At 35.9% G+C, this 24,173-nt stretch carries 20 protein-coding genes; 17 read left to right on the forward strand and 3 right to left on the reverse strand.

Going from position 1 to position 24,173, the window contains the following annotated elements; all coding sequences use genetic code 11:
• Positions 1-4 precede the first annotated feature (4 nt).
• The 3 genes from NYR30_RS10025 to NYR30_RS10035 are packed head-to-tail and all read left to right on the forward strand — an operon-like array spanning position 5 to position 3,793.
• A complete protein-coding gene (locus NYR30_RS10025; protein WP_302500905.1) occupies positions 5-1,204 on the forward strand; it encodes a ribosomal protein uL16 3-hydroxylase in 1,200 nt (399 codons plus the stop codon).
• 5 nt (positions 1,205-1,209) lie between these two features.
• Positions 1,210-2,556: an exodeoxyribonuclease VII large subunit gene (xseA, locus tag NYR30_RS10030; protein WP_302500907.1), complete on the forward strand. Its 1,347-nt coding sequence runs from the start codon at positions 1,210-1,212 to the stop codon at positions 2,554-2,556.
• Positions 2,557-2,608: 52 nt separating this feature from the next.
• The gene (locus NYR30_RS10035; RefSeq protein WP_066105873.1) at positions 2,609-3,793 is read left to right on the forward strand and encodes a XylR family transcriptional regulator; all 1,185 of its coding nucleotides are present in this window, start codon (positions 2,609-2,611) and stop codon (positions 3,791-3,793) included.
• Positions 3,794-3,847: 54 nt separating this feature from the next.
• Here NYR30_RS10035 and xylB read toward each other — a convergent pair whose 3' ends face one another.
• Positions 3,848-5,293, reverse strand: coding sequence for a xylulokinase (gene xylB, locus NYR30_RS10040; protein WP_302502478.1), 1,446 nt, complete (start codon positions 5,291-5,293; stop codon positions 3,848-3,850).
• A gap of 84 nt (positions 5,294-5,377) precedes the next feature.
• Entirely contained in the window at positions 5,378-6,697 is a 1,320-nt protein-coding gene (gene xylA, locus NYR30_RS10045; protein WP_066112367.1) for a xylose isomerase, read from the reverse strand.
• 286 nt (positions 6,698-6,983) lie between these two features.
• On the opposite strand from xylA, the gene xylF reads away from it, so the two are divergent.
• The 13 genes from xylF to NYR30_RS10110 all read left to right on the forward strand — a co-directional run bounded on the left by xylF (position 6,984) and on the right by NYR30_RS10110 (position 22,101).
• A complete protein-coding gene (gene xylF, locus NYR30_RS10050; protein ID WP_302500911.1) occupies positions 6,984-7,982 on the forward strand; it encodes a D-xylose ABC transporter substrate-binding protein in 999 nt (332 codons plus the stop codon).
• A 49-nt stretch (positions 7,983-8,031) separates the two neighbouring features.
• Entirely contained in the window at positions 8,032-9,546 is a 1,515-nt protein-coding gene (locus tag NYR30_RS10055; RefSeq protein WP_302500913.1) for a xylose ABC transporter ATP-binding protein, read from the forward strand.
• 3 nt (positions 9,547-9,549) lie between these two features.
• Positions 9,550-10,677 (forward strand): sugar ABC transporter permease, encoded by a 1,128-nt coding sequence (locus NYR30_RS10060; RefSeq protein WP_302500916.1) that lies wholly within the window; start codon positions 9,550-9,552, stop codon positions 10,675-10,677.
• Positions 10,678-11,018: 341 nt separating this feature from the next.
• Positions 11,019-12,464 carry an MFS transporter gene (locus NYR30_RS10065; RefSeq protein ID WP_302500918.1) on the forward strand — a complete coding sequence of 482 codons (1,446 nt, stop codon included), beginning with the start codon at positions 11,019-11,021 and terminating at the stop codon, positions 12,462-12,464.
• A gap of 15 nt (positions 12,465-12,479) precedes the next feature.
• Positions 12,480-14,111: a glycoside hydrolase family 43 protein gene (locus NYR30_RS10070; protein ID WP_302500920.1), complete on the forward strand. Its 1,632-nt coding sequence runs from the start codon at positions 12,480-12,482 to the stop codon at positions 14,109-14,111.
• 394 nt (positions 14,112-14,505) lie between these two features.
• Positions 14,506-15,981 carry an ammonia-forming nitrite reductase cytochrome c552 subunit gene (gene nrfA / locus NYR30_RS10075; protein WP_302502479.1) on the forward strand — a complete coding sequence of 492 codons (1,476 nt, stop codon included), beginning with the start codon at positions 14,506-14,508 and terminating at the stop codon, positions 15,979-15,981.
• Between the two features lie 69 nt (positions 15,982-16,050).
• On the forward strand, positions 16,051-16,665 hold the full coding sequence (gene nrfB, locus NYR30_RS10080) for a cytochrome c nitrite reductase pentaheme subunit (RefSeq protein ID WP_302500922.1): 615 nt from the start codon (positions 16,051-16,053) through the stop codon (positions 16,663-16,665).
• Positions 16,662-17,342, forward strand: a complete 681-nt coding sequence (nrfC, locus tag NYR30_RS10085) for a cytochrome c nitrite reductase Fe-S protein (protein WP_302500924.1) — start codon at positions 16,662-16,664, stop codon at positions 17,340-17,342. The genes nrfB and nrfC overlap by 4 nt, the downstream gene beginning before the upstream one ends.
• Complete coding sequence (gene nrfD / locus NYR30_RS10090; RefSeq protein ID WP_066422168.1) at positions 17,339-18,298, forward strand: cytochrome c nitrite reductase subunit NrfD; 960 nt, start codon at positions 17,339-17,341, stop codon at positions 18,296-18,298. The genes nrfC and nrfD overlap by 4 nt, the downstream gene beginning before the upstream one ends.
• Positions 18,299-18,388: 90 nt before the next feature.
• Positions 18,389-20,302, forward strand: a complete 1,914-nt coding sequence (locus tag NYR30_RS10095) for a heme lyase CcmF/NrfE family subunit (protein WP_066422169.1) — start codon at positions 18,389-18,391, stop codon at positions 20,300-20,302.
• Entirely contained in the window at positions 20,299-20,844 is a 546-nt protein-coding gene (locus NYR30_RS10100; protein ID WP_066422170.1) for a DsbE family thiol:disulfide interchange protein, read from the forward strand. Before NYR30_RS10095 ends, NYR30_RS10100 begins: the two co-directional genes overlap by 4 nt.
• The gene (gene nrfF, locus NYR30_RS10105) at positions 20,841-21,296 is read left to right on the forward strand and encodes a heme lyase NrfEFG subunit NrfF (RefSeq protein ID WP_066422171.1); all 456 of its coding nucleotides are present in this window, start codon (positions 20,841-20,843) and stop codon (positions 21,294-21,296) included. The genes NYR30_RS10100 and nrfF overlap by 4 nt, the downstream gene beginning before the upstream one ends.
• Entirely contained in the window at positions 21,289-22,101 is an 813-nt protein-coding gene (locus tag NYR30_RS10110) for a TPR domain-containing protein (protein ID WP_066422172.1), read from the forward strand. Before nrfF ends, NYR30_RS10110 begins: the two co-directional genes overlap by 8 nt.
• A 22-nt stretch (positions 22,102-22,123) precedes the next feature.
• On the opposite strand, the gene metC is transcribed toward NYR30_RS10110, so the two are convergent.
• Positions 22,124-23,317 (reverse strand): cystathionine beta-lyase, encoded by a 1,194-nt coding sequence (metC, locus tag NYR30_RS10115; RefSeq protein WP_066422173.1) that lies wholly within the window; start codon positions 23,315-23,317, stop codon positions 22,124-22,126.
• Between the two features lie 174 nt (positions 23,318-23,491).
• Here metC and NYR30_RS10120 point away from each other — a divergent pair, with 174 nt between their 5' ends.
• Positions 23,492-24,094: a peroxiredoxin C gene (locus tag NYR30_RS10120; RefSeq protein ID WP_066105825.1), complete on the forward strand. Its 603-nt coding sequence runs from the start codon at positions 23,492-23,494 to the stop codon at positions 24,092-24,094.
• Positions 24,095-24,173 lie beyond the last annotated feature (79 nt).

The raw sequence follows: 24,173 nt of genomic DNA on the forward strand, positions 1-24,173 counted from the left end.
AACAATGGAAACAAATTATTGCCTACCAAAACACATCACCCCTGAAATTTTCTTACGTGATTACTGGCAAAAACAGCCATTACTCATTCGACAAGGATTGCAACAAATTGTTGGTATGTTTGAACCTCAGGATATTGTCGAATTAGCACAAGAAGAAGAGGTAACAGCACGTTTAATTCAAACGCATCAACATAACGGTGAAGAGAAATGGCAACTCAAAACAAGTCCGCTAACCGCAAAAGATTTTAAACATTTACCTGAAAAGTGGTCAGTATTAGTACAAAATTTAGAGCAATGGTCGCCAGAGCTGGGCAAATTATGGCAAGCATTTGCCTTTATTCCGCAATGGCAGCGTGATGACATTATGGTTTCCTTTGCTCCGAAAGGCGGTTCAGTGGGTAAACATTATGATGAATATGATGTTTTTCTAGTACAAGGTTATGGACAACGTCGTTGGCAGTTAGGTAAATGGTGCGATCCTTCTACTGAATTTAAAGCGAATCAGCCTATCCGTATTTTTGATGATTTGGGTGAATTAATCCTTGATGAAGTGATGCAACCTGGTGATGTGCTATATGTGCCATCTCGTTTATCGCATTACGGTGTGGCAGAGAGCGACTGTCTTACCTTCTCTTTTGGTTTACGTTACCCAAACGCTAGCGACATTTTAGAAAATTTCTGCAAAGCATTAGAACATCATAGTGAACAACTTAACAGCAGTGATTTTGCTATCCCATTTCGTTTAGCACCGAATCTACAAAATAATGGCTTACTCTCTCCAGAAAATATCGCAACATTAAAACAACAGCTGATTTCACTCTTACAAAACTCTTCACAATTTGATGACCTATTTAGTCAAGCTGTAGCAACCACAGTCAGTACACGCCGTTACAATTTATTAGCGACAGAAGATGAATATTATCCAGAGGAGTTACAAGAAGCCTTACAACAAGGCGATATCATTATTCAAGATGCGAATAGTAAGATTATCTATACCGACAATGACAATATCTTTATTAACGGTGAATGGATTGATGAATTAAATAACACCGAGTGTCAGCTATTAGCTTATCTTGCTGATGGCAATGCGTTAGATTGGCATACTTTGCAACAATATGTCAGCCAAGACATTTCGCTCAATTTATTATTAGATAGCTTGTGTGACTGGCTTGACAATGGTTGGTTGTTATTAGATACGGAATAATTGCAATGATGTTGAACCAAACCAATCCGCCAATTTTATCTATTAGCCAACTTAACCGCTGTGCAAAAGAGTTATTGGAGCAGCAATTAGGATCATTATGGCTTACTGGTGAAATTTCTAATTTTTCTCAACCTGTATCAGGGCATTGGTATTTCACACTAAAAGATAATGATGCACAAGTGAGAGCGGCAATGTTCCGTATGCGCAACTTGCGTGTTGCTTTTAAGCCGCAAAACGGTATGCAGGTTCTTGTCAAAGCTAGTGTTAGTCTATATGAACCCCGCGGCGATTATCAGATTATTGTTGATAGTATGCAGCCAGCAGGCGAAGGTTTATTGCAACAACAGTTTGAACAACTGAAAATGAAATTAGCCGCTGAGGGCTTATTTGCACAACAATGGAAGAAGCCATTGCCCTCTGTCTGCCAACGAATTGGTGTGATTACTTCTTCTAGCGGTGCAGCTTTACACGATATTTTGCAGATTTTGCGAAGACGTAACCCGAGTTTAGAAATAGTGATTTATCCAACTCTGGTACAAGGTAAAGAAGCAGCACAAGATATTGTACGCAGTATTGAAATTGCTAATGCGCGCCAAGAGTGTGATGTTTTAATTGTTGGTCGTGGTGGCGGTTCATTAGAAGATCTTTGGTGTTTTAATGAAGAGATTGTGGCTCGTGCGATTTTTGCATCGTCTATTCCGATTATCAGCGCTGTTGGACACGAAACGGATGTGACGATTGCTGACTTTGTCGCAGATTTACGCGCCTCAACACCATCAGCTGCCGCTGAATTATTAAGTCGCGATCAAAAAGAATTGTGGCAAAAAATTGATTATTTACAACAACGACTTGAGATAGCATTTAATTACCTTATCAATCAGGCTCGCCAACGCCTAGAAAAATTGCAACTACGCTTACAAAATCAACACCCTCAAACTCGTTTAGCATTGCAAAAACAGCAATATCAATATCTGAATGATCGTTTGTATAAAGCCATCCAACTTTACTTGCAAAAACGACAACAACAGCAACAACGGCTACAACAACGTTTATGGCGAATTCACCTTAGTGACAATATTTTGTATCAACAACAGAACTTACAACAATGGCATTATCGTTTAACCGCTGCAATGAATATGCTGTTACAACAACAACGTTATCAGTTATCTCAACTTAGCAGTCGTTTAGACAGTATTAGTCCATTAAAGGTGCTACAACGTGGTTATACTGTGACAACAACAGAAAACCACCAACTTATTACGAGTACAAAACAAGTTGCCATTGGGCAGATGTTGGTGACCAAAACCAATAATGGAGAGATCTTAAGTGTAGTAAAACAGATCAAGGAGTGATCAAACTACATTTTTTCAAATGACTATCGCTTAATTAAGCAAGGAGAGCACAATGTCAAAGCCTTATTACCAAATCGCTTTATTCTTTAATGCAAATAAAGTTTACGATCGTGAAGTAATGGCAGGAATTGGCGAATACATTCAAGCTTCTCGTGTTTCTTGGAATGTTTTCTTAGAAGATGATTTTATTCATCGCGAATTAGCTTTAGATCCACAAAATTTAGATGGCATTATTGCTGACTTTGATGATCCAGTCTTAGTCCAAAAACTCATTAATAGCGATATTCCTGTGGTAGCAGTGGGTAGCTCTTATCAAGATGAAAATAATTATCCGAAAAATATTCCCTATGTTGCCACTGATAATAATGCCATCCTTCAATTTGCATTTGAGCACCTGCAACAAAAAGGGATTAACAATTTTGCCTTTTACGGTTTACCCGATCCGGGATTTCAACATTGGTCCACTGAACGCAAAATGGCGTTTGAACGTATTATGGCTAAAAACAATTATCAACCAGAAATTTATCTTGGTCATGAAACACATTCCCAAAATTGGCAGCAAGCCCAACAAGAATTAACCGAATGGATTCTCTCCTTACCTAAACATACCGGAATTATTGCGGTTACCGATGCTCGCGCTAGACATTTACTGCAAACCTGCGACTTATTAGATATTCCAGTACCAGATCAACTTTGCATTATTGGTATTGATAATGAAGAACTCATTCAAGCATTTTCGCGTGTTCCTTTATCATCAGTTCGTCAAGGAACAAAAAATATGGGATATCAAGCTGCTAAATTACTACATGCATTAATTGAAAATCGTCCAATTAAGCATAGCCCATTTTTAATTCCACCAATCAATGTTGAAGCCAGAACCTCAACAGATTATCGTTCTATTCAAGACCCTTTAATCATTCAAGCACTACATTATATTCGCTTAAATGCTTGTTCTGGGATCAAAGTGGAACAAGTTTTAGACTACGTTAAGGCTTCACGTTCTAATTTAGAAAATCGTTTTCGTATCGAAATGGGGAAAACTATTCATCAAGTTTTACATGATGAAAAAATGAATAAAGCAAAACAGTTATTAAATGACACCCAAATTCCAATTCAAGAAATTGCTGAAATTTGTGGTTATCCCTCTGTGCAGTATTTTTATTTTGTTTTTAAGAAAGAGTTTCAACAAACCCCAAATGAGTATCGAGCAAAGTATAATTCAGAGGCATTAGCTTAAATCGTAAAAAACATACTAGCTACTACCAGTATGTTTTTCATCTATCTTATTTAATTACAAATACTTAACATGTTGATATAGCTGTTTAAACTTCTCGTACTTTTCACGATAATGTTTAAATTGTTGTGGATCAGGTGTATAGCGTGCTTCTAATTGTAATGGTGGACAAAAATCGGCAACATCTTGTTCTGGATATAATGCCATTTGTGCTAATTTAGCGGCACCTAATGCCGGCCCTACATCGCCACCGACTCGATATTCAAAGGTTTTACCACTAATATTCGCTAATAACTGGCGCCAAAAATAACTCTTCGCACCGCCACCAATTAAAGTAATTGATTCAGCAACAACACCTGTTTCATGTAATACTTCAATCCCTTCTGTTAATGCAAAACTGACCCCTTCAACCACAGCTCTTGCCATTTCAGCTTGGTTTGTATCGTGATGTAATCCCCAAAAAACACCTGTCGCATAAGGATCATTATGTGGTGTACGCTCACCGGAGAGATAAGGTAAAAATAACACATCCTTACTACTTTGTGCTTGTTCAGCCAATGCAAAAAAGCGAGAAATATCATTAATGCCCAACGCTTTATTTGCCCAGTCAATGCAAGAAGCAGCACTCAACAAAACAGACATTAAATGCCAGCGATTTGGTAATGCGTGGCAGAAACTATGCACTGCTTTACTTGGATTACTCAAATATTTATCAGTAACTACAAAATAAACACCTGATGTTCCTAACGATAACATCGCCTGTCCAGCTTGATATAATCCAACCCCTATTGCTCCTGCGGCATTATCACCACCACCAGCAACGACAGGTACCGAATTCATTCCCCATTGTTGTGCTAATTCAGGCAATAAATAACCTGTAACCTGATTTCCCTCAACTAAACGAGGCATCTGTTGTTCAGTTAAATGACAAGCCGACAATAATGTTTCACTCCAACATCTTTTTCCGACATCTAACCACATTGTTCCAGCTGCATCAGACATTTCACTCACATAATCGCCCGTCATCAACAATCGCAAATAATCTTTTGGTAATAAGACTTTCGCAATTTTCTGAAACACATCAGGTTCATGCTTTTCAATCCATTTCACTTTTGGCGCAGTGAATCCTGGCATCATTAAATTACCTGTAATTTCTCGAGAATTTGGTACTAGTTGCTCTAACTCATGACATTCAGCAAAACTACGACCGTCATTCCATAAAATCGCAGGATAAAGCACTTCATCATGCCGATCCAACATCACTGCACCATGCATCTGTCCAGTTAAACCAATCGCTTTTACTTTAGTAAGATCTTGTTCCGAGGCTAATTGAACAAAACATTGTTGTACTGCTTGCCACCAATCAGCAGGATCTTGCTCCGACCACAATGCTTGTCGCCGAGTTACTGTCAATCCAGCAGTACTAGTCGCAACAATCTGTTGTTGTTCATCCAATAATACTGCTTTAATACCTGATGTTCCTAAATCAATACCGAGATACATAAGTACCCCCTCAATCTCTACCCAAACCAATAACAAAAATAAAGGGAAAGAAACCGCCATTATTCTTTCCCTGATCTCCTTTTATTATTTATAAATATAAGAATTCACAATATTTTCTAATAATTCTTGGCGTCCAGAAACTGGTGCTGGTGCAAGATCTTTCTCAGTAACATATTGAGCCAAATCAGCTAATGAAAGTTTACCATTAAGAATGTCTTGACCAAATTGTGCATCCCAACCAGCATAACGTTGATCTTTTAATGCTTGTAAACGGTCATTTTCGATCATCTCTGCAGCAATCAATAAAGATTTAGCTAAGACATCAATACCACCGATATGAGCGTGTACAAGATCATAACGATCAATACTTTGTCTGCGGATTTTCGCATCAAAGTTGAAACCACCAGTACCTAAACCACCAGCTTTCAAGATTTCATAAATGACTAACGCATTTTCCTCAACACTGTTAGGGAATTGGTCTGTATCCCAACCAAGTTGTGCATCACCACGATTCGCATCGATTGAACCTAGAATACCTAATGCAGCAGCAGTGGCTACTTCGTGTTGGAAAGTATGGCCTGCTAAAGTTGCATGGTTGGCTTCAATATTAACTTTGATTTCTTTTTCTAAACCAAATTGCTTTAAGAAGCCATAAACTGTCGCAACATCATAGTCGTATTGGTGTTTAGTTGGTTCTTGTGGTTTTGGTTCAATTAACAATGTACCGTTGAAACCAAGTTTATATTTATTTTCCACCACTAACTGCATAAAACGGCCAAGTTGTTCACGTTCACGTTTTAAGTCAGTATTTAATAAAGTTTCATAACCTTCACGTCCGCCCCATAACACATAGTTTTCACCGCCTAATTTATGCGTTGCTTGCATAGCGTTGAATACTTGAGTTGCTGCACAAGCAAATACTTCCGGATTCGGATTACTTGCTGCGCCTGCCATATAACGTTTATTGGTGAAACAGTTCGCTGTACCCCATAACAATTTAATACCTGTTTCAGCTTGTTTTTGTGCTAATAAATCAACAATAGTTGAGAAATTATAGATATATTCTTTAAAAGAATTGCCTTCTGGTGCGACATCTACATCATGGAAACAGTAATAAGGCACACCTAATTTTTTAATAAATTCAAAAGCAATATTCGCTTTTTCTTTTGCTGCTTCTAATGCAGTTGGATTTTTTTGCCAAGGTCTATCCAATGAAGCGGTACCAAACATATCTGTACCATTCCAACAGAAAGTATGCCAATAACATACTGCTAAACGTAAATGTTCCGCCATTGTTTTACCTAATACCACACGATTTGCATCGTAATAACGATATGCAAATGGATTAGTAGTTTGTGCACCTTCATATTTAACTTGTTCAATTTGATCGAAATAAGTTGTCATTTTTGATTCTCCTTGCATGAGTAATGAATTGAGATGTGCACAGAGTAAATATCCAAAAACAACTCTTCAATTACGTTATTTCTTTTCGCTATTTAGATAATTGTTTTTTGTGATTAATATCACATTATCCTAAAAATTTCTTATTTTTGAATATTGTGAGAGTTATCACAAAAACTAAAAATCATAATGGAAAAACAAAATTTATAAATTGTTCCATATGCAGAAATTATGAATAGTAATAGCCGCTGTAATGACATATCCAATTAATTAACACAAGGTGGTTAAAATGAAATTTAAAAAAACTTTATTATCCGTTTCACTTATTTTAGGTTGCATTACTGGAGTATCAAATGCTAAAGATTTAACTATTGGTATGTCTATTGATGACCTACGTTTAGAGCGTTGGCAGAAAGATAGTTCTATATTTAGTAAAAAAGCTGAAGAATTAGGTGCAAAAGTATTTGTACAATCAGCAAATGGTGATGACAGCGTTCAAATTTCTCAAATCGAAAATATGATTAATAGAAATGTTGATGTATTAGTTATTATTCCACACAATGGTGACGTATTAAGTAATGTTATTGAAGAAGCATCACGTTCTGGAATTAAAGTATTAGCTTATGACCGTTTAATTAATAATGCCAATATTGATTTCTATGTATCATTTGATAATGAAAAAGTTGGGGAATTACAAGCAGAAAGTTTAGTTAAATTAAAACCAAAAGGTAATTACTTCTTAATGGGTGGTTCACCAACAGATAATAATGCGAAATTATTCCGTAAAGGACAAATGAAAGTTATCCAACCATTAGTTGATAAAGGTGATATTAAAATTGTTGGTGACCAATGGGTAGATTCTTGGTTGCCAGAAAAAGCATTACAAATTATGGAAAATGCACTTACTGCTAATAATAATAAAATTGATGCTGTAGTTGCTTCTAACGATGCTACTGCAGGCGGTGCAGTACAAGCATTACAAGCTCAAGGATTGGCTGGTAAAGTTGTTATCTCAGGACAAGATGCTGACCTAGCTGGTATCAAACGTATCGTTGCTGGTACCCAAACTATGACCGTTTATAAACCAATCGCTAAATTAGCGGCAACTGCAGCAGAAGTTGCGGTGAAACTTGGTAAAAGTGAAAAAATTGAAAGTAATGCGGTCTTAAATAATAGCCTTAAAGATGTCCCATCTTATTTATTAACACCAATTGTAGTCACTAAAGATAATATTGATGAAACTGTCATCAAAGATGGTTTCCATACTAAAGATAGTGTTTATAAATAATAAATTATGAGGGAGTTTCTTCTCCCTCAATTTATTTAAGGTGGTTCCTATGGATGTTTTATTAGAAATGAAAGGAATAGTAAAAAAATTTGGTGATGTAAAAGCACTAGATGATATTTCTATTTCTGTTTCACCTGGTGAAGTTCTCTCTCTTTGTGGAGAAAATGGATCAGGAAAATCAACTTTAATGAAGGTACTTTGTGGTATTTATCCTTATGGTGATTACGAGGGTGATATTTATTTTTCCGGTGAATTATTAAAATCAAAAAATATAAAAGATACGGAAAGCAGAGGTATTGCCATTATTCACCAAGAATTAGCTTTAGTGAAAAATATGACTATTATGGATAATATTTTTCTTGGCAATGAAATTACTAATTATGGTATTGCAGATGAAAATGAAATGTACCTTCGTTGTCAGAAAATGTTATCTCAAGTACAACTTAATGTTGATCCTTATACTGTTGTCGGAGAGCTAGGCTTAGGAGAACAACAATTAGTCGAAATAGCAAAAGCATTAAATAAAAATGTACGTTTATTAATATTAGATGAACCAACTGCTTCTTTAACTGAAAAAGAAACTGATATATTGCTTGATTTAATTCGTAATTTAAAAGCTCATAATATTGCTTGTATTTATATTTCTCATAAATTAAATGAAGTAAAGGCAATTTCAGATGAAATTTGTGTAATTCGTGATGGTAAACATATTGGAACTCGTTCAGCTTCTGAAATGACAGAAGACGATATCATTACTATGATGGTAGGTCGCGAAATTACTTCTCTCTATCCACACGAACCTCATCAAATTAGTGAAACGATTCTAGAAGTAAAAAACTTAACAGCTTGGCATCATGTTAATACTCATATCAAACGTATCGATAATGTAAGTTTCCAACTCCATAAAGGTGAAATTCTAGGAATTGCCGGGTTAGTTGGTTCAGGACGAACCGAAATTGTGCAATGTATTTTCGGCGCTTACCCAGGTAAATTTACAGGCGAATTTATCTTAAATGGCAATACGGTAAAACATAAAAATTGCGCTGAAGCGATCAAAAATGGCATTTTTATGGTACCAGAAGATCGTAAACGCCACGGTATTATTCCAATTATGGGCGTTAATAAAAATATTACCCTTTCAGCATTACCAAAATATTGCAGCAAAGGTGCAGTTATTAATGAAGCCTTGGAAGAAACTGTGATTCAACAATCAATTCAAGATCTCAAAGTAAAAACGCCAACTCCTGAATTAGCTATCGCTCGTTTAAGCGGTGGTAACCAACAAAAAGCAATTTTGGCGAAAGCGTTATTACTTAATCCACAAATTCTTATTTTGGACGAACCAACTCGCGGTATTGATGTGGGCGCCAAATATGAAATTTATAAATTAATCAACGAATTGGCGCAAAAAGGTGTTGCAATTATTGTGATTTCATCTGAATTACCTGAAGTATTAGGAATCAGCGATCGTGTGCTCGTTATGCATCACGGCAAATTAAAAGGAAATCTAATCAATGATCATCTTACTCAAGAAAAAGTAATGGAAACTGCACTCAAGGAGTAGTCTATGAAAAACCTTAAATCCATTAATTTACAAGTTTATATTATGCTGATTGCAATTATTGTAATTATGCTATTTTTCTCTTTTGCCACTGATGGCGCATATCTTAGTGCAAGAAATATTTCAAATTTATTACGTCAAACTTCCATTACCGGGATTCTGGCCATTGGGATGCTCTTTGTCATTATTGCAGCTGAAATTGATCTTTCAGTTGGTTCATTAATGGGCTTATTAGGCGGTTTTGCTGCTATTACCAACGTATGGTGGGGTTGGCCATTACCAGCAACTATTTTCGCAACTTTGATTCTTGGTGTTATTTTTGGTGTTTGGAATGGTTATTGGGTAGCTTATCAACGTGTACCTTCATTTATTGTTACTTTAGCTGGTTTGTTAGCGTTTCGCGGTATTTTAATCGGTATTACTGATGGTTCAACTGTTTCACCAACTACACAATCAATGACCTTAATTGGACAAGGTTACATTCCTGATGTTTGGGGGCTTGGTATTGGCTGTGTTGCAATTATTGCTTTTGTATTATGGAACAGTCGTCAACGCCATGCTCGCCAAAAACTACAACTACCTGTACCAGCAATGTCAAAAGATTTTCTTACTTATGGTGCATTAGCTGTTCTTTTACTTGGTTCAATTTATTTACTTAATGATTATCGTGGTATTCCATTTCCTGTTTTACTGTTGGCTATCCTTGCTGTTATTGGTTATTTTGTTTCCAAGAAAACAGCCTTCGGACGCTATATTTATGCAATCGGTGGAAATATTGATGCAGCGCGTTTATCCGGTATTAAAGTAGAAAAAATTAAATTAGCCATCTTCTCAATCAATGGCTTAATGGTTGCAATAGCAGGTTTAATCCTTAGTGCTCGTCTTGGTGCAGGCTCGCCTTCTGCTGGTCAAAATGCTGAATTAGATGCTATCGCGGCTTGTGTTATCGGTGGTGCAAGTTTAGCCGGCGGTGTTGGTAGTATTTTTGGTGTCATTATCGGTGCATTAATTATCGCTGCTTTGGATAATGGTATGAGTATGTTAGACGTACCAACCTTCTGGCAATATATTGTCAAAGGTGGGATTTTATTACTAGCAGTATGGGTTGATTCCATTAGTAAGAAAAAAGAATAATTGAAATTCCCTCTTCTCTAAAAAATATATAATACCCTGCATTATAACAGGGTATTATTATTTATAATAAAGTTAATTTAAATACTATATTAAATATAACCCCCCCCCCATCTAAAATAAAATTAGTTACCCCTCCCCTCACATTATTTAATTTCATTAAATTACTATATTAAAAAATCACTTTTAAAGAGTACATACTTACTTATCTTATACTATATTTTTATTGTGACATTTATCACAAAAACCAAAAAACGTAATCGAGAAGAAAAATTTATAAATTGAGGATAAAACATAAATAACAATAATAAAATTATCTTAATATTTTAACATAGGAGATATTTATGTCAGACACTCCAAGTCTTAATAACGAATTTGCTAAACTTTCATTAAAAGAAAAAATAGCATATGGTTCTGGCGATCTAGCACAAAATTTAATATTTGGGACTATTGGTGGTTTCTTATTAGTTTATTTAATCACCGTAAATGCACTTTCTGCTGCTGCAGGTGCAACTATCTTCTTCATTGTAAAATGGATTAACGTCTTTTGGGATCCTTGGGTTGGTACTGTTGTTGACAAAAGTAAAATCACTAAAAATGGAAAATATAGACCCTATATTTTAAGATTCGGTATTCCATTAACAATTATTGCTGCATTTTTATTTTTACCAATAGAGGCAACTAAAGGTAGTTTCTTATATGCCTTTCTCTCTTACTTAGCAACTGCATTAATTTATTCTTTTGTGAATATCCCATATGGCTCATTAAATGCTTCCTTAACCAGAGATAATAGTGAAATTACCGAAATTACAACAATTAGAATGACAATGGCTAATGTTGCAAATTTATTAGTTTATACATTGTTCCCATTATTTATCCAATTAGCTTCACCACATCAATCTTTACGTGATATTGGATTTTTTGGCATTCAATTAAATCTTGGTAATTATATGACACCAGATGCCGGTTTTGCCTGGTTCAAAGTATATGCTGTTTATATGACCATTGGTTTTATTGCTTTAATATTCTGCTATTTTGGTACTAAAGAGCGTATTTTCCCTAAGGAAAATAGTGAAAGTAAAATTAGATATATTGATCTTATTTTAGAGTTAAAAAATAATTATCCACTCCGTATATTAGGATTATTCTTTCTAATTTCTTTCACATTTATGTTCTTTGGTAATACTGTTTGGCCATTTTATATGAATTATAATATTGGACATCAAGAATGGATGGGAACTATAGGCTTAATTGGTTCATTACCCGGTATCTTTCTTGTTGCATTATGGCCTTATTTAAGAAAAACCTTAGACAAAAAAAGATTTTTCTTTGTTTTCTTAGGCATCTTTATTATTGGACAATTATTACTCTATATTTGGCAATTTGATTCCTTCAAAGATTCTCCAACACTTGGTTATATCGGTAGATTCTTCCAACAATGGGGATTAACTTCAGCTACTGGATTTATGTGGGCTCTTGTTCCGGAAGTTATCAACTATGGAGAATTTAAATCGAAAAAACGTGTCGCAGGAATTATCAATTCATTGATGGGATTATTCTTTAAAATTGGTCTGGCTTTAGGCGGTATTATTCCTGCTTATATTAATGCTTTCTTTGGCTTTGATGGTACAAAAGAATCACAAACTCTCCAAGCTTTATCTGGTATCAATATTTCAATGATTTGGATGCCAATTATCCTTGCCATTATTGCTGGTTTTGTTATCTCTCTTTATCCATTATCCGATGAAGAAATTGAAAAAATGAATATTAACATTACAACAAATAAATAATTCAGGAGATATGCTATGAAAATAAAAAACCCAATACTTACTGGATTCCATCCAGATCCTTCGATTATTCGTGTTGATGATACTTATTACATTGCAAATTCTACCTTTGAGTGGTTTCCCGGTGTTCGTTTACATCAATCAAAAGATCTATTGAATTGGGAATTACTACCTTCCCCATTATCAACAAAAACATTACTCGATATGAAAGGAAATCCCTCTTCTGGCGGTATTTGGGCGCCGGATCTTTCTTATGCAGATGGTAAATTTTGGCTTGTCTATACTGATGTAAAAGTCACAGAAGGTGCATTTAAAGATATGACCAACTATCTCACAACTGCAGAGAATATTTTAGGGCCTTGGTCAGATCCAATTAAATTAAATGGCGTTGGTTTTGATGCTTCTCTCTTTCATGATGATGATGGTAGAAAATATTTAGTCCAACAAACTTGGGATCATCGTGAATATAAACATCCATTTAACGGTATTACTCTTACAGAATTCGATACCGCAACGATGAAACTAAAACCACAGACAGCAAGAACCATTTATACCGGCACCGATGTAAAATTAGTTGAAGGTCCTCATTTATACAAAATTAATGGCTATTACTATCTTTTTGCTGCTGAAGGCGGTACTGTATATACTCATCAAGAGGTGGTTGCAAGATCCAAAACTCTTGATGCATATAGTTTTGAAACCGATCCTGATGGTGCATTTATTACGAATTTTGATACACCTAAGTTTGAATTACAAAAACAAGGACATGGTGCATTAGTAAACACACCTGAAGGAGAATGGTATTATGCTAGTTTATGCGGTCGTCCATGGCATCATAGTACAGAATCCATTACAGATCCTCGTGGCTGGTGTACTTTAGGTCGTGAAACTTCTCTACAAAAAGTGTATTGGAATGATAATGGCTGGCCAAAAGTAGAAGGTGGCACTGGCGGACAAATTTATATTGATCTACCACAGAGTGTTACAGCTCAAACAAAATCTACTGTAAATGATCAATTTGATGACTTCACTTCTTCCGAATTAAGTCCAAATTGGAATACATTACGCGTACCATTCTCTGATTATTTTGGTGACGTAGGTAATGGTAAACTCTCATTAATTGGTCGTGGTTCTCTTGCCAATACACATGAAGTATCAATGATTGCAAGACGTTGGCAGCATTTCTATTTTGAAGCTGAAACAAAAGTCAAATTTGATCCTTTTAGTTATCAACAAATGGCTGGTTTGACTAATTTCTATAATGATCGTCATTGGTCTTTTGTCTTTATTACATATGATGAGCAAAAAGGTCGTGTGATTGAGGTAGCAGAAAACAATCGAGGACAATATCGGTCATTATTACAAGAAAATGCTATCCAAGTTCCAGATAACATTGAATACATCTGGTTAAAAACCATTGTAGAAAAACAATTTTATTACTATGAATATTCATTCGATGGTCAGCAATACACCCGAATTCCAGTAAAACTAGACGCTAAAATACTCTCCGATGATTATGTTTTACAATCTTATGGCGGATTCTTCACAGGTGCATTTGTCGGTCTAGCTTGTATAGATTATTCTGGTTATGAATTAATTGCCGAATTTACTCATTTCCGTTATAGAGAAAATATAAATCAACAAAAATAGTTATATTCTCATCATAACAAGGGCACATATCCACCACTATATGTGCCTTTACTTTTTTAAAAAGATCAAATTTTAATCAAAATATACCCATAACTAGGTATTAAAAATAAAATATTTAATTCATTGATATTATTCACTTTTATAACACTTAATAGGTATAAATAGTGATTCCGATCCCATTTCTAACTATTATGGCTAAAACTTTTTGATTAAACTCAAAAAACAGCTATATAACCTTAGAATTATTGTGATTATTTGATAGAGTAGCTATCGTTCATAACTCTATCTTGCCTGTGTTCATAAGGGATTAGGAACATTTAATTTATTCAATTTTTGTTATTTATTTAATAACTTTTATGTTGGGGTAATTATCGTGAAAACTTTCAAGCAAGCTATGTTGCTACTACTAGCTGGTACAGCAACGATAGGTATTTCTACTGCTTATGCAGCAGAACAACCAGCAACTAAACCAGCAATCGATCAAAATCAGATCAATAATGATAAATTTAAAGATATGAAGTTTGATATTGATGCTAAATCTGTCCGTAATGACCTTTATGCAGAAAAATACCCTTTACAATATCAATCTTGGCTTAGTACAAAAAAATCAGAAAAAATTGGTGATGCTTTAGCTGAAGATCCTCGTTTAGTTGTGTTATGGGGCGGTTATTTATTTTCTGTAGAATACAATCATCCTCGTGGACACTACTATGCAATTACTGACGTACGCAATATTTTACGTACTGGTGCTCCAAAAGATGAAACTACCGGTCCTCAACCAGCTGCTTGTTGGACATGTAAAAGCCCCGATGTTGCTCGTTTAATCACTGAAAAAGGTGAAGATGGTTATTTTGGTGTGAAATGGGCTAAATGGGGTAATGAAATTGTTAATCCTATTGGTTGTGCTGATTGCCATGATACTAACTCAAAAGATTTTGCTGAAGGTAAACCTGCATTACGAATCGCTCGTCCTCATGTATTACGTGCATTAGATAAAGTTGATTGGAACTTTGAACGTTCTGATCAAACTGATAAACGTGCTGCAGTCTGTGCAAACTGTCACGTTGAATACTTCTTTGCCGGTGATAAGAAGACCGTTACTTTCCCATGGCAAAATGGTATGAGTGTTGAACAAATGGAAAAATATTACGATGATCTTCAATTCAAAGATTGGGTTCATTCACTTTCTAAAGCTCCTATGCTTAAAGCACAACACCCAGATTTTGAAATTTGGACTATGGGTATGCATGGTAAAAATGGCGTAACTTGTGTAGATTGTCATATGGCAAAAACTCAAGCTGCAGATGGTCGGGTATTCACTGATCACAATATCGGTAATCCATTTGATAACTTCCAAAATACTTGTGCAAATTGCCACGATCAAAGCAAAGAAAAATTACAAGGCATTGTTAACTCTCGTAAAGAACGCGTAACTCAAATGTTGATTAAATTAGAAGATCAACTTGTACATGCTCACTTTGAAGCTAAAGCGGCTTGGGATGCTGGTGCAACAGAAGATGAAATGAAAGAAGTGTTACAAGATATTCGTCATGCACAATGGCGTTGGGATTACACTTCTGCTAGCCATGGCGCATATGTACACGCACCAGAAGTTGCATTAAATGTTTTAGGTTCTGGTTTAGATAAAGCAGCTGATGCTCGCCGTAAACTTGCCGTTATTTTAACTAAACACAATGTGGCTCAACCGGTTGCAATTCCGGATATCTCTACCAAAGAAAAAGCACAAGCTGCTATCGGTATTGATATGGAAAAACATAAACGTGAAAAAGAAGAGTTCTTAAAAACTGTTGTTCCTCAATGGGATAAAGAAGCAAAAGAAAAAGGCTTATTACCTGCTGATGCAAAATAAATCTCAGTATAAGGTTGCCTCTCTTAGTGAGGCAACCAACAAAATCTGTACTTATTTGAGGAAAGAACAATGAATTTCTACAACATTTTTAAAAAAGGACTGTTGAGCAGTATTGCAGTAGGATTGTTCGCATTTGCCTTCCATGCAACAGCGGATAATGCGACTGCCAGTGCTGCAAATGAAAAGACAGCAAATACGTTGACTTATCAACCACAATTGGAAAATCAACGTGATCCGAACCAATATTGTGCAAAATGTCATAAATTTAATAATCAACAATTTCATGGCACACATTTAAGCAAAACAAATCCAAATACTGGTAAACCAATTAATTGTGTCAGTTGCCATGGCAAAATTTCTGAAGACCATCGTCGTGGTGTGAAAGATGTTATGCGTTTCCATGGTGATATTTTTGATGGCAAAACACCAATGTACACTGCACAAGAACAAAACCAAGTTTGTTTTGCTTGCCACCAACCTGACAAATTGAGAGAAAAATTCTGGGCACATGATGTACACGCAATGAAATTACCTTGTGCTAGCTGTCATACTCTGCATCCGGAACATGATGCAATGAAAGATATTCAACCAAAACAACGTGTAAAACTCTGTGTAGATTGTCATGGAAAGCAACAAGCAATTCATGAAGAGAAAGCTAAACAACCAAATAAGGATACACAATGAATTGTTCACGCCGCAATTTCGTTTCAGGGATTGGAGCGCTAGTGTTGGTGGCTGGAACAGGCAATAAAACATTAGCGACCGCACTGTCTGAAACCGAAGAAAAAAATAAACGTTATGGAATGTTACACGATGAGCGTAGCTGTATTGGTTGTACTGCTTGTATGGATGCTTGTCGTGAAGTAAATCAGGTACCAGAAGGCGTTTCTCGCTTACAGATCATTCGTAGTGAACCTTATGGTGAGTTTCCTGATGTTGAATATGAATTTTTCCGTCATTCGTGTCAGCATTGTAGTAATGCACCTTGCGTACATGTATGTCCAACTGGCGCTTCTTTTATTGATGCCAAAACAGGTATTGTTGATGTTAACGCAGATCTTTGTGTTGGCTGTCAATACTGTATTGCGGTTTGTCCATATCGTGTCCGTTATATTGATCCCGTAACGAAGGTTGCAGATAAGTGTAATTTCTGCCGAGACACTAACTTAGCAAAAGGTAAGTTACCTGCTTGTGTCGAAGCTTGTCCTACTAAAGCATTAACTTTTGGTGATCTCAATGATCCGCACAGTGAAATTTCACAAAAAATTCGTCAAGAACAGGTTTACCGTACTAAAGTAGAACTTGGTACAGAACCGAATCTTTATCATATTCCAAGTAAACACGGGGAGATCAGACGATGAATAATCCATTTCATTTCCCATCTCTCGTGTGGGACGAAATTATTGCTATTTATCTCTTTTTATTAGGGATCTCTGCTGGTGCTACGATGTTGGCGGTACTATTAAAACGTAGTGGTCTTGCAGGAGCAAACCCAGATCAAAATAATGTCATTCGCTGTGCAGCAATCATTGCTCCAGTTACCATTATTTTAGGTTTGGTTATTTTGATCTTCCATCTAACTAAACCTTGGACTTTCTGGTATTTGATGTTCAATTATCATCACACTTCCATTATGTCTATGGGGGTAATGTTATTCCAAATCTATATGGCATTTTTATTGTTGTGGTTAGCTTTTCTCTTCAAAGGATTAATTGCCCAACTCATTGCTCGTTTTATGCCTAAACTTGCTTTTGTTAATCACATTATCGCTAAGTTAGAACGCTTCAGTTCCCCTGTTGAAATCATTTTGATTTTCTTATCTGTGTTGCTAGGGGCATATACTGGTTTCCTACTTTCAGCATTGATCAGTTATCCAATGCTAAATAACCCAGTATTACCAGTATTGTTCCTTGCCTCGGGTACTTCTTCAGGAATTGCGGCACTGATGTTAGCAACAGTATTATTCACCAAAGAAAGCACACATTCACCGGCACTCAACTTTGTGCATAAATTTGAATTACCGGTAGTTTTAATTGAAGCATTCTTACTCTTTGCATTCTGTATTGGGCTCTATTTAGGCGGTGGTCAAAAAACTGTTGCATTATACAATGCTGTTGGCGGTGGTTTTTGGTCTTACGTATTCTGGATTGGGCTAGTGGGGATTGGTTTAGTATTGCCAACTTTCCTAAATGCTGTCGTGCCACAAGAAATTAAGCATCATAAAGGATTTATTATCCTTGTAGCCAGTTTAAGTTTAATCGGTGTGCTATGCTTACGTTTCTGGGCGCTATATGCTGGGCAAATGACACTTGCTTAATGAAAATAACTTATTGATATAACATAGAAAAATGATATGTTGGCCACCAACATATCATTTTAATTTTTATAACAGAGAACTTAATACTTTATGCTAGCAGAATTAGGATTTATCAGCTTACTCTTAACCGTTGGACTCACTTTCTTTTTATGGTTATTACCAGCTTACGGTTTATGGAGAAAACAATCTATTTTTTGCCAATTAGCATTCCCATTAAGTTATCTCTATACTATTTTTACTGTTATTACTTTAATCTTACTTGCCTACGCTTTTGCTACCAATGACTTTTCATTGGAGTATGTTGCTCAACATTCCAATTCAAACTTACCTCTTTTCTATAAAATTGCCGCAACATGGGGTGGTCATGAAGGGTCTATGCTGTTTTGGTTATTTTCTCTCTCTGTATGGACTGGATTATTTGCTTGGTTAAATCGCCACGCTGACCAAAAACTTATCTGTACTGCCCTGATAATAATGGGGTTAATTAGTTTTTGTTTCGCTTTATTTATTTTATGCCTATCCAATCCTTTTCATCGTTTGTTTCCAATTCCATTAGAAGGACGAGATTTAAATCCTATGTTGCAAGATATAGGCTTAATCGTACATCCACCTTTACTCTATTTGGGCTATGTTGGTTTTGCAGTTAATTTTTCCCTAGTGATTGCTGCCCTTATGTATCAACAATTTAATGCTGCTTTTGCGCGTTTATGTCGTCCTTGGGTATTAGCATCTTGGGCTTTTCTGACTGCAGGAATTATTTTAGGTTCTTGGTGGGCTTACTATGAACTCGGTTGGGGTGGTTGGTGGTTTTGGGATCCGGTAGAAAATGCTTCATTAATGCCATGGCTCCTTGCTACCGCATTATTGCACTGCTTAATTGTTTATGAAAAACGGGGGATATTACTTTATTGGGTAATGCTTCTTGCTATTTTTACTTTTGCCCTCAGTTTACTAGGAACCTTTATTGTTCGTTCAGGCGTATTAGCCTCCGTACATGCGTTTACCATTGATCCACAACGTGGCCATGCTCTTTTGGCTATTTTTTTCTTATTCGTTATTGGTGGTCTAACATTATTTGCATTACGCGCCAATACTCCACCCTCTATTGTACGCTTCCAATGGTTATCTAAAGAAAGTGCTATTCTTATCAGTAATATTGTATTTACCTTAGCAACCTTAATCGTGTTTGTTGGCACCTTCTATCCTATGATTTTTACTATGATGGGTTGGGGAAGTATTTCAGTAGGAACACCTTATTTTAATCACCTATTCCTGCCATTATTATTGATTGCCTTATTACTGATTATTTTTGCACCACAATTCACTTGGCAGCGAATAACATTTTCACGTCTGAACAAAGCAAGCTTGCTGCTAATTCCTGCAATTTTGCTTACCATTGTGCAAATCTTGTATGAAGAAAATTTTCAATTAAAAGCAATTTCACCTATGGCTTTTATGCTGCTAACTTTGTCATGGTGGCTATGTTTCAATACCTTATTTTCACACTGGTTACGAGATAAAAAGCAGTGGGGTATGCGTTTTGCTCATATAGGCTTAGCGATCAGTATTATCGGTGGAACAATGAGTAATTATTATGCCGAAGAAATGAGCGTGAAAATGAAAGCTGGCGATACGCAAACCTTACACCAATATCAATTTACTTATCTTGGTTATCGCAATGAGATTAGTCCAAACTATACTGCGGAACGTACTTTTTTTAATATTAGCCATAACAATAGCAACATTGCACAAATTAGTGCTGAACGACGTTTTTATGATGTACGTACAATGAATATGAGTGAAGTGGGTATTTTATGGGGTTGGACACACGATCTTTATATCGTAATGGGCAATAAACTCTCACCGACTGAATTTACTTTCCGTTTACACTATAAACCATATATTCGCTGGCTCTGGTTCGGTGGTTTATTAGCTATGTTAGGTGGGTTCTTTGCAATGTGGCAAGCAAGAAAACCGCGTCAAATAAATCAGGTATCACTATGAAACGTTGGCTGTTATTCATTCCCCTTATTATTATTTTTATTTTTGCTGTAATGCTCTTTCTTAGCTTAAATCAGGATCCATTACAAAAAATGAAAGATCATCTCAATAAACCATTACCAGCTTTTACCTTATCTGATCTTCACGAGCAGAATCGTATTTTGCACAATAACGATTTTCCACAAGGCGAGGTTTACTTAATCAATATTTGGGGCAGTTGGTGTCAATTTTGCCAACAAGAATTTCCATTACTGCATAAAATTACACAACAATATCATGTACCAATTATTGGCATTGACTATTTAGACAAGCGTGAAAATGCCTTACAAACATTACAGCAATTAGGTAACCCATTCAAACTGAATACCTATGACAGTCAAGGTATGTTTGCTGCAGAGCTCGGTATCAATGGTGCGCCCTATACTTTCATTATTGATAAACAAGGAATTATTCGCTATTTCTTTGATGGTGGAGCAATTAACGAAACGATTTGGCAAACAGAAATGTTGCCATTAATTAAAAAACTACAAATGGAAAACAAATGAGATTTATCTTGCTACTTATTCTTGGTTTTAGTTGCTTTGTACAAGCTGAAATTGTTGATACATTTCAATTTAATTCACCTGAAGCACAGCAGCGTGCTATTGCGTTAGCTAAAACCTTGCGTTGCCCACAATGTCAGAATCAAAATTTAGTCGAATCAAATGCAGCAGTTGCTTATGATTTACGAATTGAAGTGTATCAAATGGTAAATCAGGGAAAAAGTAATGATGAAATTGTGCAAACAATGACAGAACGTTTTGGTGATTTTGTACGTTATGATCCACCATTAACAACAAAAACTTACTTCTTATGGTTATTACCACTACTTGCATTACTAATTGCGATATTTTCTAGTATTTTTTATCTCCGTAAACGTAAGAAAAATACTCTGCTCAATGCTGAAGAACAACAACAACTCAAAGCTTTTTTAGATCAACAGGAACAACATGAATAATATGATTTTCTTTGTCGGTATCACTATTTATTGTGTATTGATCTTAGCCATACTATATTTTTACAAGCCAACTACACGAGAAGATTTAAATAATAGAAAGCTTAATCAACAACTACTTAATCAACAATTAGCGCAAAGTAAAAAGCAGCAAAATATCATTTTAATCAATGAAACTGCCTACCGTTTTATGCAAGAGCAACAAAATAGCGCAAAAAATCCTCTTCTTTATGCAAAAACTATCGCAATTTCTTTTGCTCTACTGTTAATTTTATTAGTGTTTGGTTACTACTTTACAACTGAACGTTTTTCACAATTACAACAACAGCAACAAATTACAAGCCAGCACATCAGCCAAACAGATAACAGCAAAAATCCAAATGAAGAAATGATTATTGCTGTACAGAATAAAATTCGTACTAATCCCAATAATGGTGAAAATTGGTATGAATTAGGCTTAGCTTATGCTCAAAATAATGAATTTGACAATGCAATAGAATCCTATTCTAGAGCAACTATTTTATTAGGCAGAAAATCTTATATTCTTGGTGCTGCTGCCACTGCACTTTACTACAAATCTAAGCAAACCATCACCCCACAAGTACAACAGTGGTTAGATGAAGCACTAGAACTCGATCCACAAGATACAGCGGCTTTATTATTGCTTGCTAATGATGCCTTTAATCAACAACATTTCTCACAAGCGATTGATTTCTGGCAGAAAATTTTAGACAGTCAGCGTAAAGTTGATCGTAAGTTATTGATCAAAATGATGAATATTGCTGAGGAAAAAGCTAGAGTACAATAAAATTGTACTCTAACTATAACAATTAACGAATTCTCGCAAAGCCCGCTGCTAAATCAGCAATTAAATCTTCAGGATCTTCTAAACCAACATGGATACGTACTAAACTGCCCGTTAATTTACGCTGAATATTAGGACGGATTCGTGCAATTTCTTCTGGTTGGTTAATTAAGATTAATGATTCATAACCACCCCATGAATATGCCATAGTAAATAACTTGAAGTGATCTAAAAATGCGGCAACTTGTTGCTCATCAAGACGCTGTGTCAATTCAAATGAAAATAGGCCACTTGCCCCACTAAAATCACGTTTAAAAAATTCATGCCCTGGGCAACTTGGTAATGCTGGATGATAAACAGCTTTAACTTCTGGTTGTTGTGCTAACCATTCTGCAATTTTAATGCTACTTTCACCATGTTGTTTTAGACGCAACGCTAAGGTACGAATACCTCGTGCTGTCATATACGCAGTATCCGCATCTACCATTTGCCCCATTAAATAGGATTGCTCGCGTAATTGATCCCAGGTACGTTCATTCGCTACCGCCGTTCCAATCATCGCATCAGAATGACCTACTAAATATTTTGTTCCTGCCTGAATTGATATATCAATATCATGTTGTAATGCCGGAAATAATAATCCACCAGACCAAGTATTATCGATCATAATAATCATCTCTGGCTTTTTCGCGCGTACTGCTTTGACCATCGTTGGAATATCACCAACTTCCATAGTCAATGAACTTGGTGCTTCCAAAAAGACGACTTTTGTATTTTCTTGAATAAGATCTGAAATATCTGCACCAATCATTGGATCAAAAAACGTTGTTTCTACACCTAATTTTTTTAATATCACCTGACAAAATTCTTGTGTCGGTTCATAAGCTGCACCAGTCACTAGAATATGATCGCCTTGCTGTACAAATGACAATAAACTATTACTGATTGCAGCAGCGCCACAAGGATACAGATAACAGCCTGCGCCACCTTCTAATTCACACATCAAATCTTGTAATGCAAAATGGGTTAATGTGCCACGACGGCCATAAAATAATGCCTGTTTTGCACGTTGACGAGTAGCGATTTTTTTATCAGCGACAGTTTCAAAAACTAAAGAAGATGCACGTTGGATAACTGGATTTACACTACCTTGAGTAACTCGATTTTTACGACCGGAATGGATAAGTTGCGTGTTTTTTTGTTGTGTTTGCGTTACCATTATTAAACCTCTCTTGGTAAATATATGGTTTAACATTAATTGATTTGATAGATAAAAACAACTGTATATTTAATAGGGAAAGCGGTATCTTTTACCACGTCAAAACAACGAGCTTTGTTATTATTTCGTTGTTTCAATCTTAATCATTAATTAGATACTCACAAGGAGATAGTTATGGTATTAGTAACTCGTCAAGCACCGGATTTTACTGCATCAGCAGTATTAGGTAACGGTGAAATCGTTGATAATTTCAATTTCAAAAAACATGTTGAAGGTAAAGCTGCAGTAGTATTCTTCTGGCCTTTAGACTTCACTTTCGTTTGCCCATCAGAAATCATTGCATTCGATCACCGTTATCAAGAATTCAAAAAACGTGGTGTAGAAGTTGTTGGTGTTTCTATCGACTCTCAATATACTCACAACGCATGGCGTAAAACTCCAGTAGATAAAGGTGGTATCGGTGAAGTTCAATTCGCTATGGTTGCTGATGTTAAACATGAAATCGCTGAAGCATATGGTATCGAACACCCAGCAGCAGGCGTTGCATTACGTGCATCTTTCTTAATCGACAAAAATGGTGTTGTTCGTCACCAAGTTGTTAACGATCTTCCATTAGGTCGTAACATCGATGAAATGCTTCGTATGGTTGATGCTCTTGCATTCCACGAAGAACATGGTGAAGTTTGCCCAGCACAATGGTCAAAAGGTAAAGAAGGTATGAAAGACAACCCAGAAGGTGTTGCTGCATACTTGAAGAAAAATGCTGATCAACTTTAATCTTTGATTGTTACAAGCCCCGTTCTTTTACGGGGCTTTATTTTCACCTAGCTAAAACAATCCTTCTTTTCATTTTTGA

Origin of the sequence: Gallibacterium salpingitidis (assembly GCF_030517105.1) — a bacterium.
Taxonomy (GTDB): domain Bacteria; phylum Pseudomonadota; class Gammaproteobacteria; order Enterobacterales; family Pasteurellaceae; genus Gallibacterium; species Gallibacterium salpingitidis.

Coding starts and splice junctions, on each gene's coding strand:
- NYR30_RS10055 (WP_302500913.1), top strand. CDS start 8,032: ATGGATGTTTTATTAGAAATGAAAGGAATAGTAAAAAAATTTGGTGAT.
- nrfA (WP_302502479.1), top strand. CDS start 14,506: ATGTTGCTACTACTAGCTGGTACAGCAACGATAGGTATTTCTACTGCT.
- nrfD (WP_066422168.1), top strand. CDS start 17,339: ATGAATAATCCATTTCATTTCCCATCTCTCGTGTGGGACGAAATTATT.
- NYR30_RS10100 (WP_066422170.1), top strand. CDS start 20,299: ATGAAACGTTGGCTGTTATTCATTCCCCTTATTATTATTTTTATTTTT.
- NYR30_RS10095 (WP_066422169.1), top strand. CDS start 18,389: ATGCTAGCAGAATTAGGATTTATCAGCTTACTCTTAACCGTTGGACTC.
- nrfB (WP_302500922.1), top strand. CDS start 16,051: ATGAATTTCTACAACATTTTTAAAAAAGGACTGTTGAGCAGTATTGCA.
- NYR30_RS10035 (WP_066105873.1), top strand. CDS start 2,609: ATGTCAAAGCCTTATTACCAAATCGCTTTATTCTTTAATGCAAATAAA.
- xylF (WP_302500911.1), top strand. CDS start 6,984: ATGAAATTTAAAAAAACTTTATTATCCGTTTCACTTATTTTAGGTTGC.
- NYR30_RS10070 (WP_302500920.1), top strand. CDS start 12,480: ATGAAAATAAAAAACCCAATACTTACTGGATTCCATCCAGATCCTTCG.
- nrfC (WP_302500924.1), top strand. CDS start 16,662: ATGAATTGTTCACGCCGCAATTTCGTTTCAGGGATTGGAGCGCTAGTG.
- NYR30_RS10065 (WP_302500918.1), top strand. CDS start 11,019: ATGTCAGACACTCCAAGTCTTAATAACGAATTTGCTAAACTTTCATTA.
- xylB (WP_302502478.1), bottom strand. CDS start 5,293: ATGTATCTCGGTATTGATTTAGGAACATCAGGTATTAAAGCAGTATTA.
- xylA (WP_066112367.1), bottom strand. CDS start 6,697: ATGACAACTTATTTCGATCAAATTGAACAAGTTAAATATGAAGGTGCA.
- NYR30_RS10110 (WP_066422172.1), top strand. CDS start 21,289: ATGAATAATATGATTTTCTTTGTCGGTATCACTATTTATTGTGTATTG.
- NYR30_RS10060 (WP_302500916.1), top strand. CDS start 9,550: ATGAAAAACCTTAAATCCATTAATTTACAAGTTTATATTATGCTGATT.
- nrfF (WP_066422171.1), top strand. CDS start 20,841: ATGAGATTTATCTTGCTACTTATTCTTGGTTTTAGTTGCTTTGTACAA.
- NYR30_RS10120 (WP_066105825.1), top strand. CDS start 23,492: ATGGTATTAGTAACTCGTCAAGCACCGGATTTTACTGCATCAGCAGTA.
- xseA (WP_302500907.1), top strand. CDS start 1,210: ATGATGTTGAACCAAACCAATCCGCCAATTTTATCTATTAGCCAACTT.
- NYR30_RS10025 (WP_302500905.1), top strand. CDS start 5: ATGGAAACAAATTATTGCCTACCAAAACACATCACCCCTGAAATTTTC.
- metC (WP_066422173.1), bottom strand. CDS start 23,317: ATGGTAACGCAAACACAACAAAAAAACACGCAACTTATCCATTCCGGT.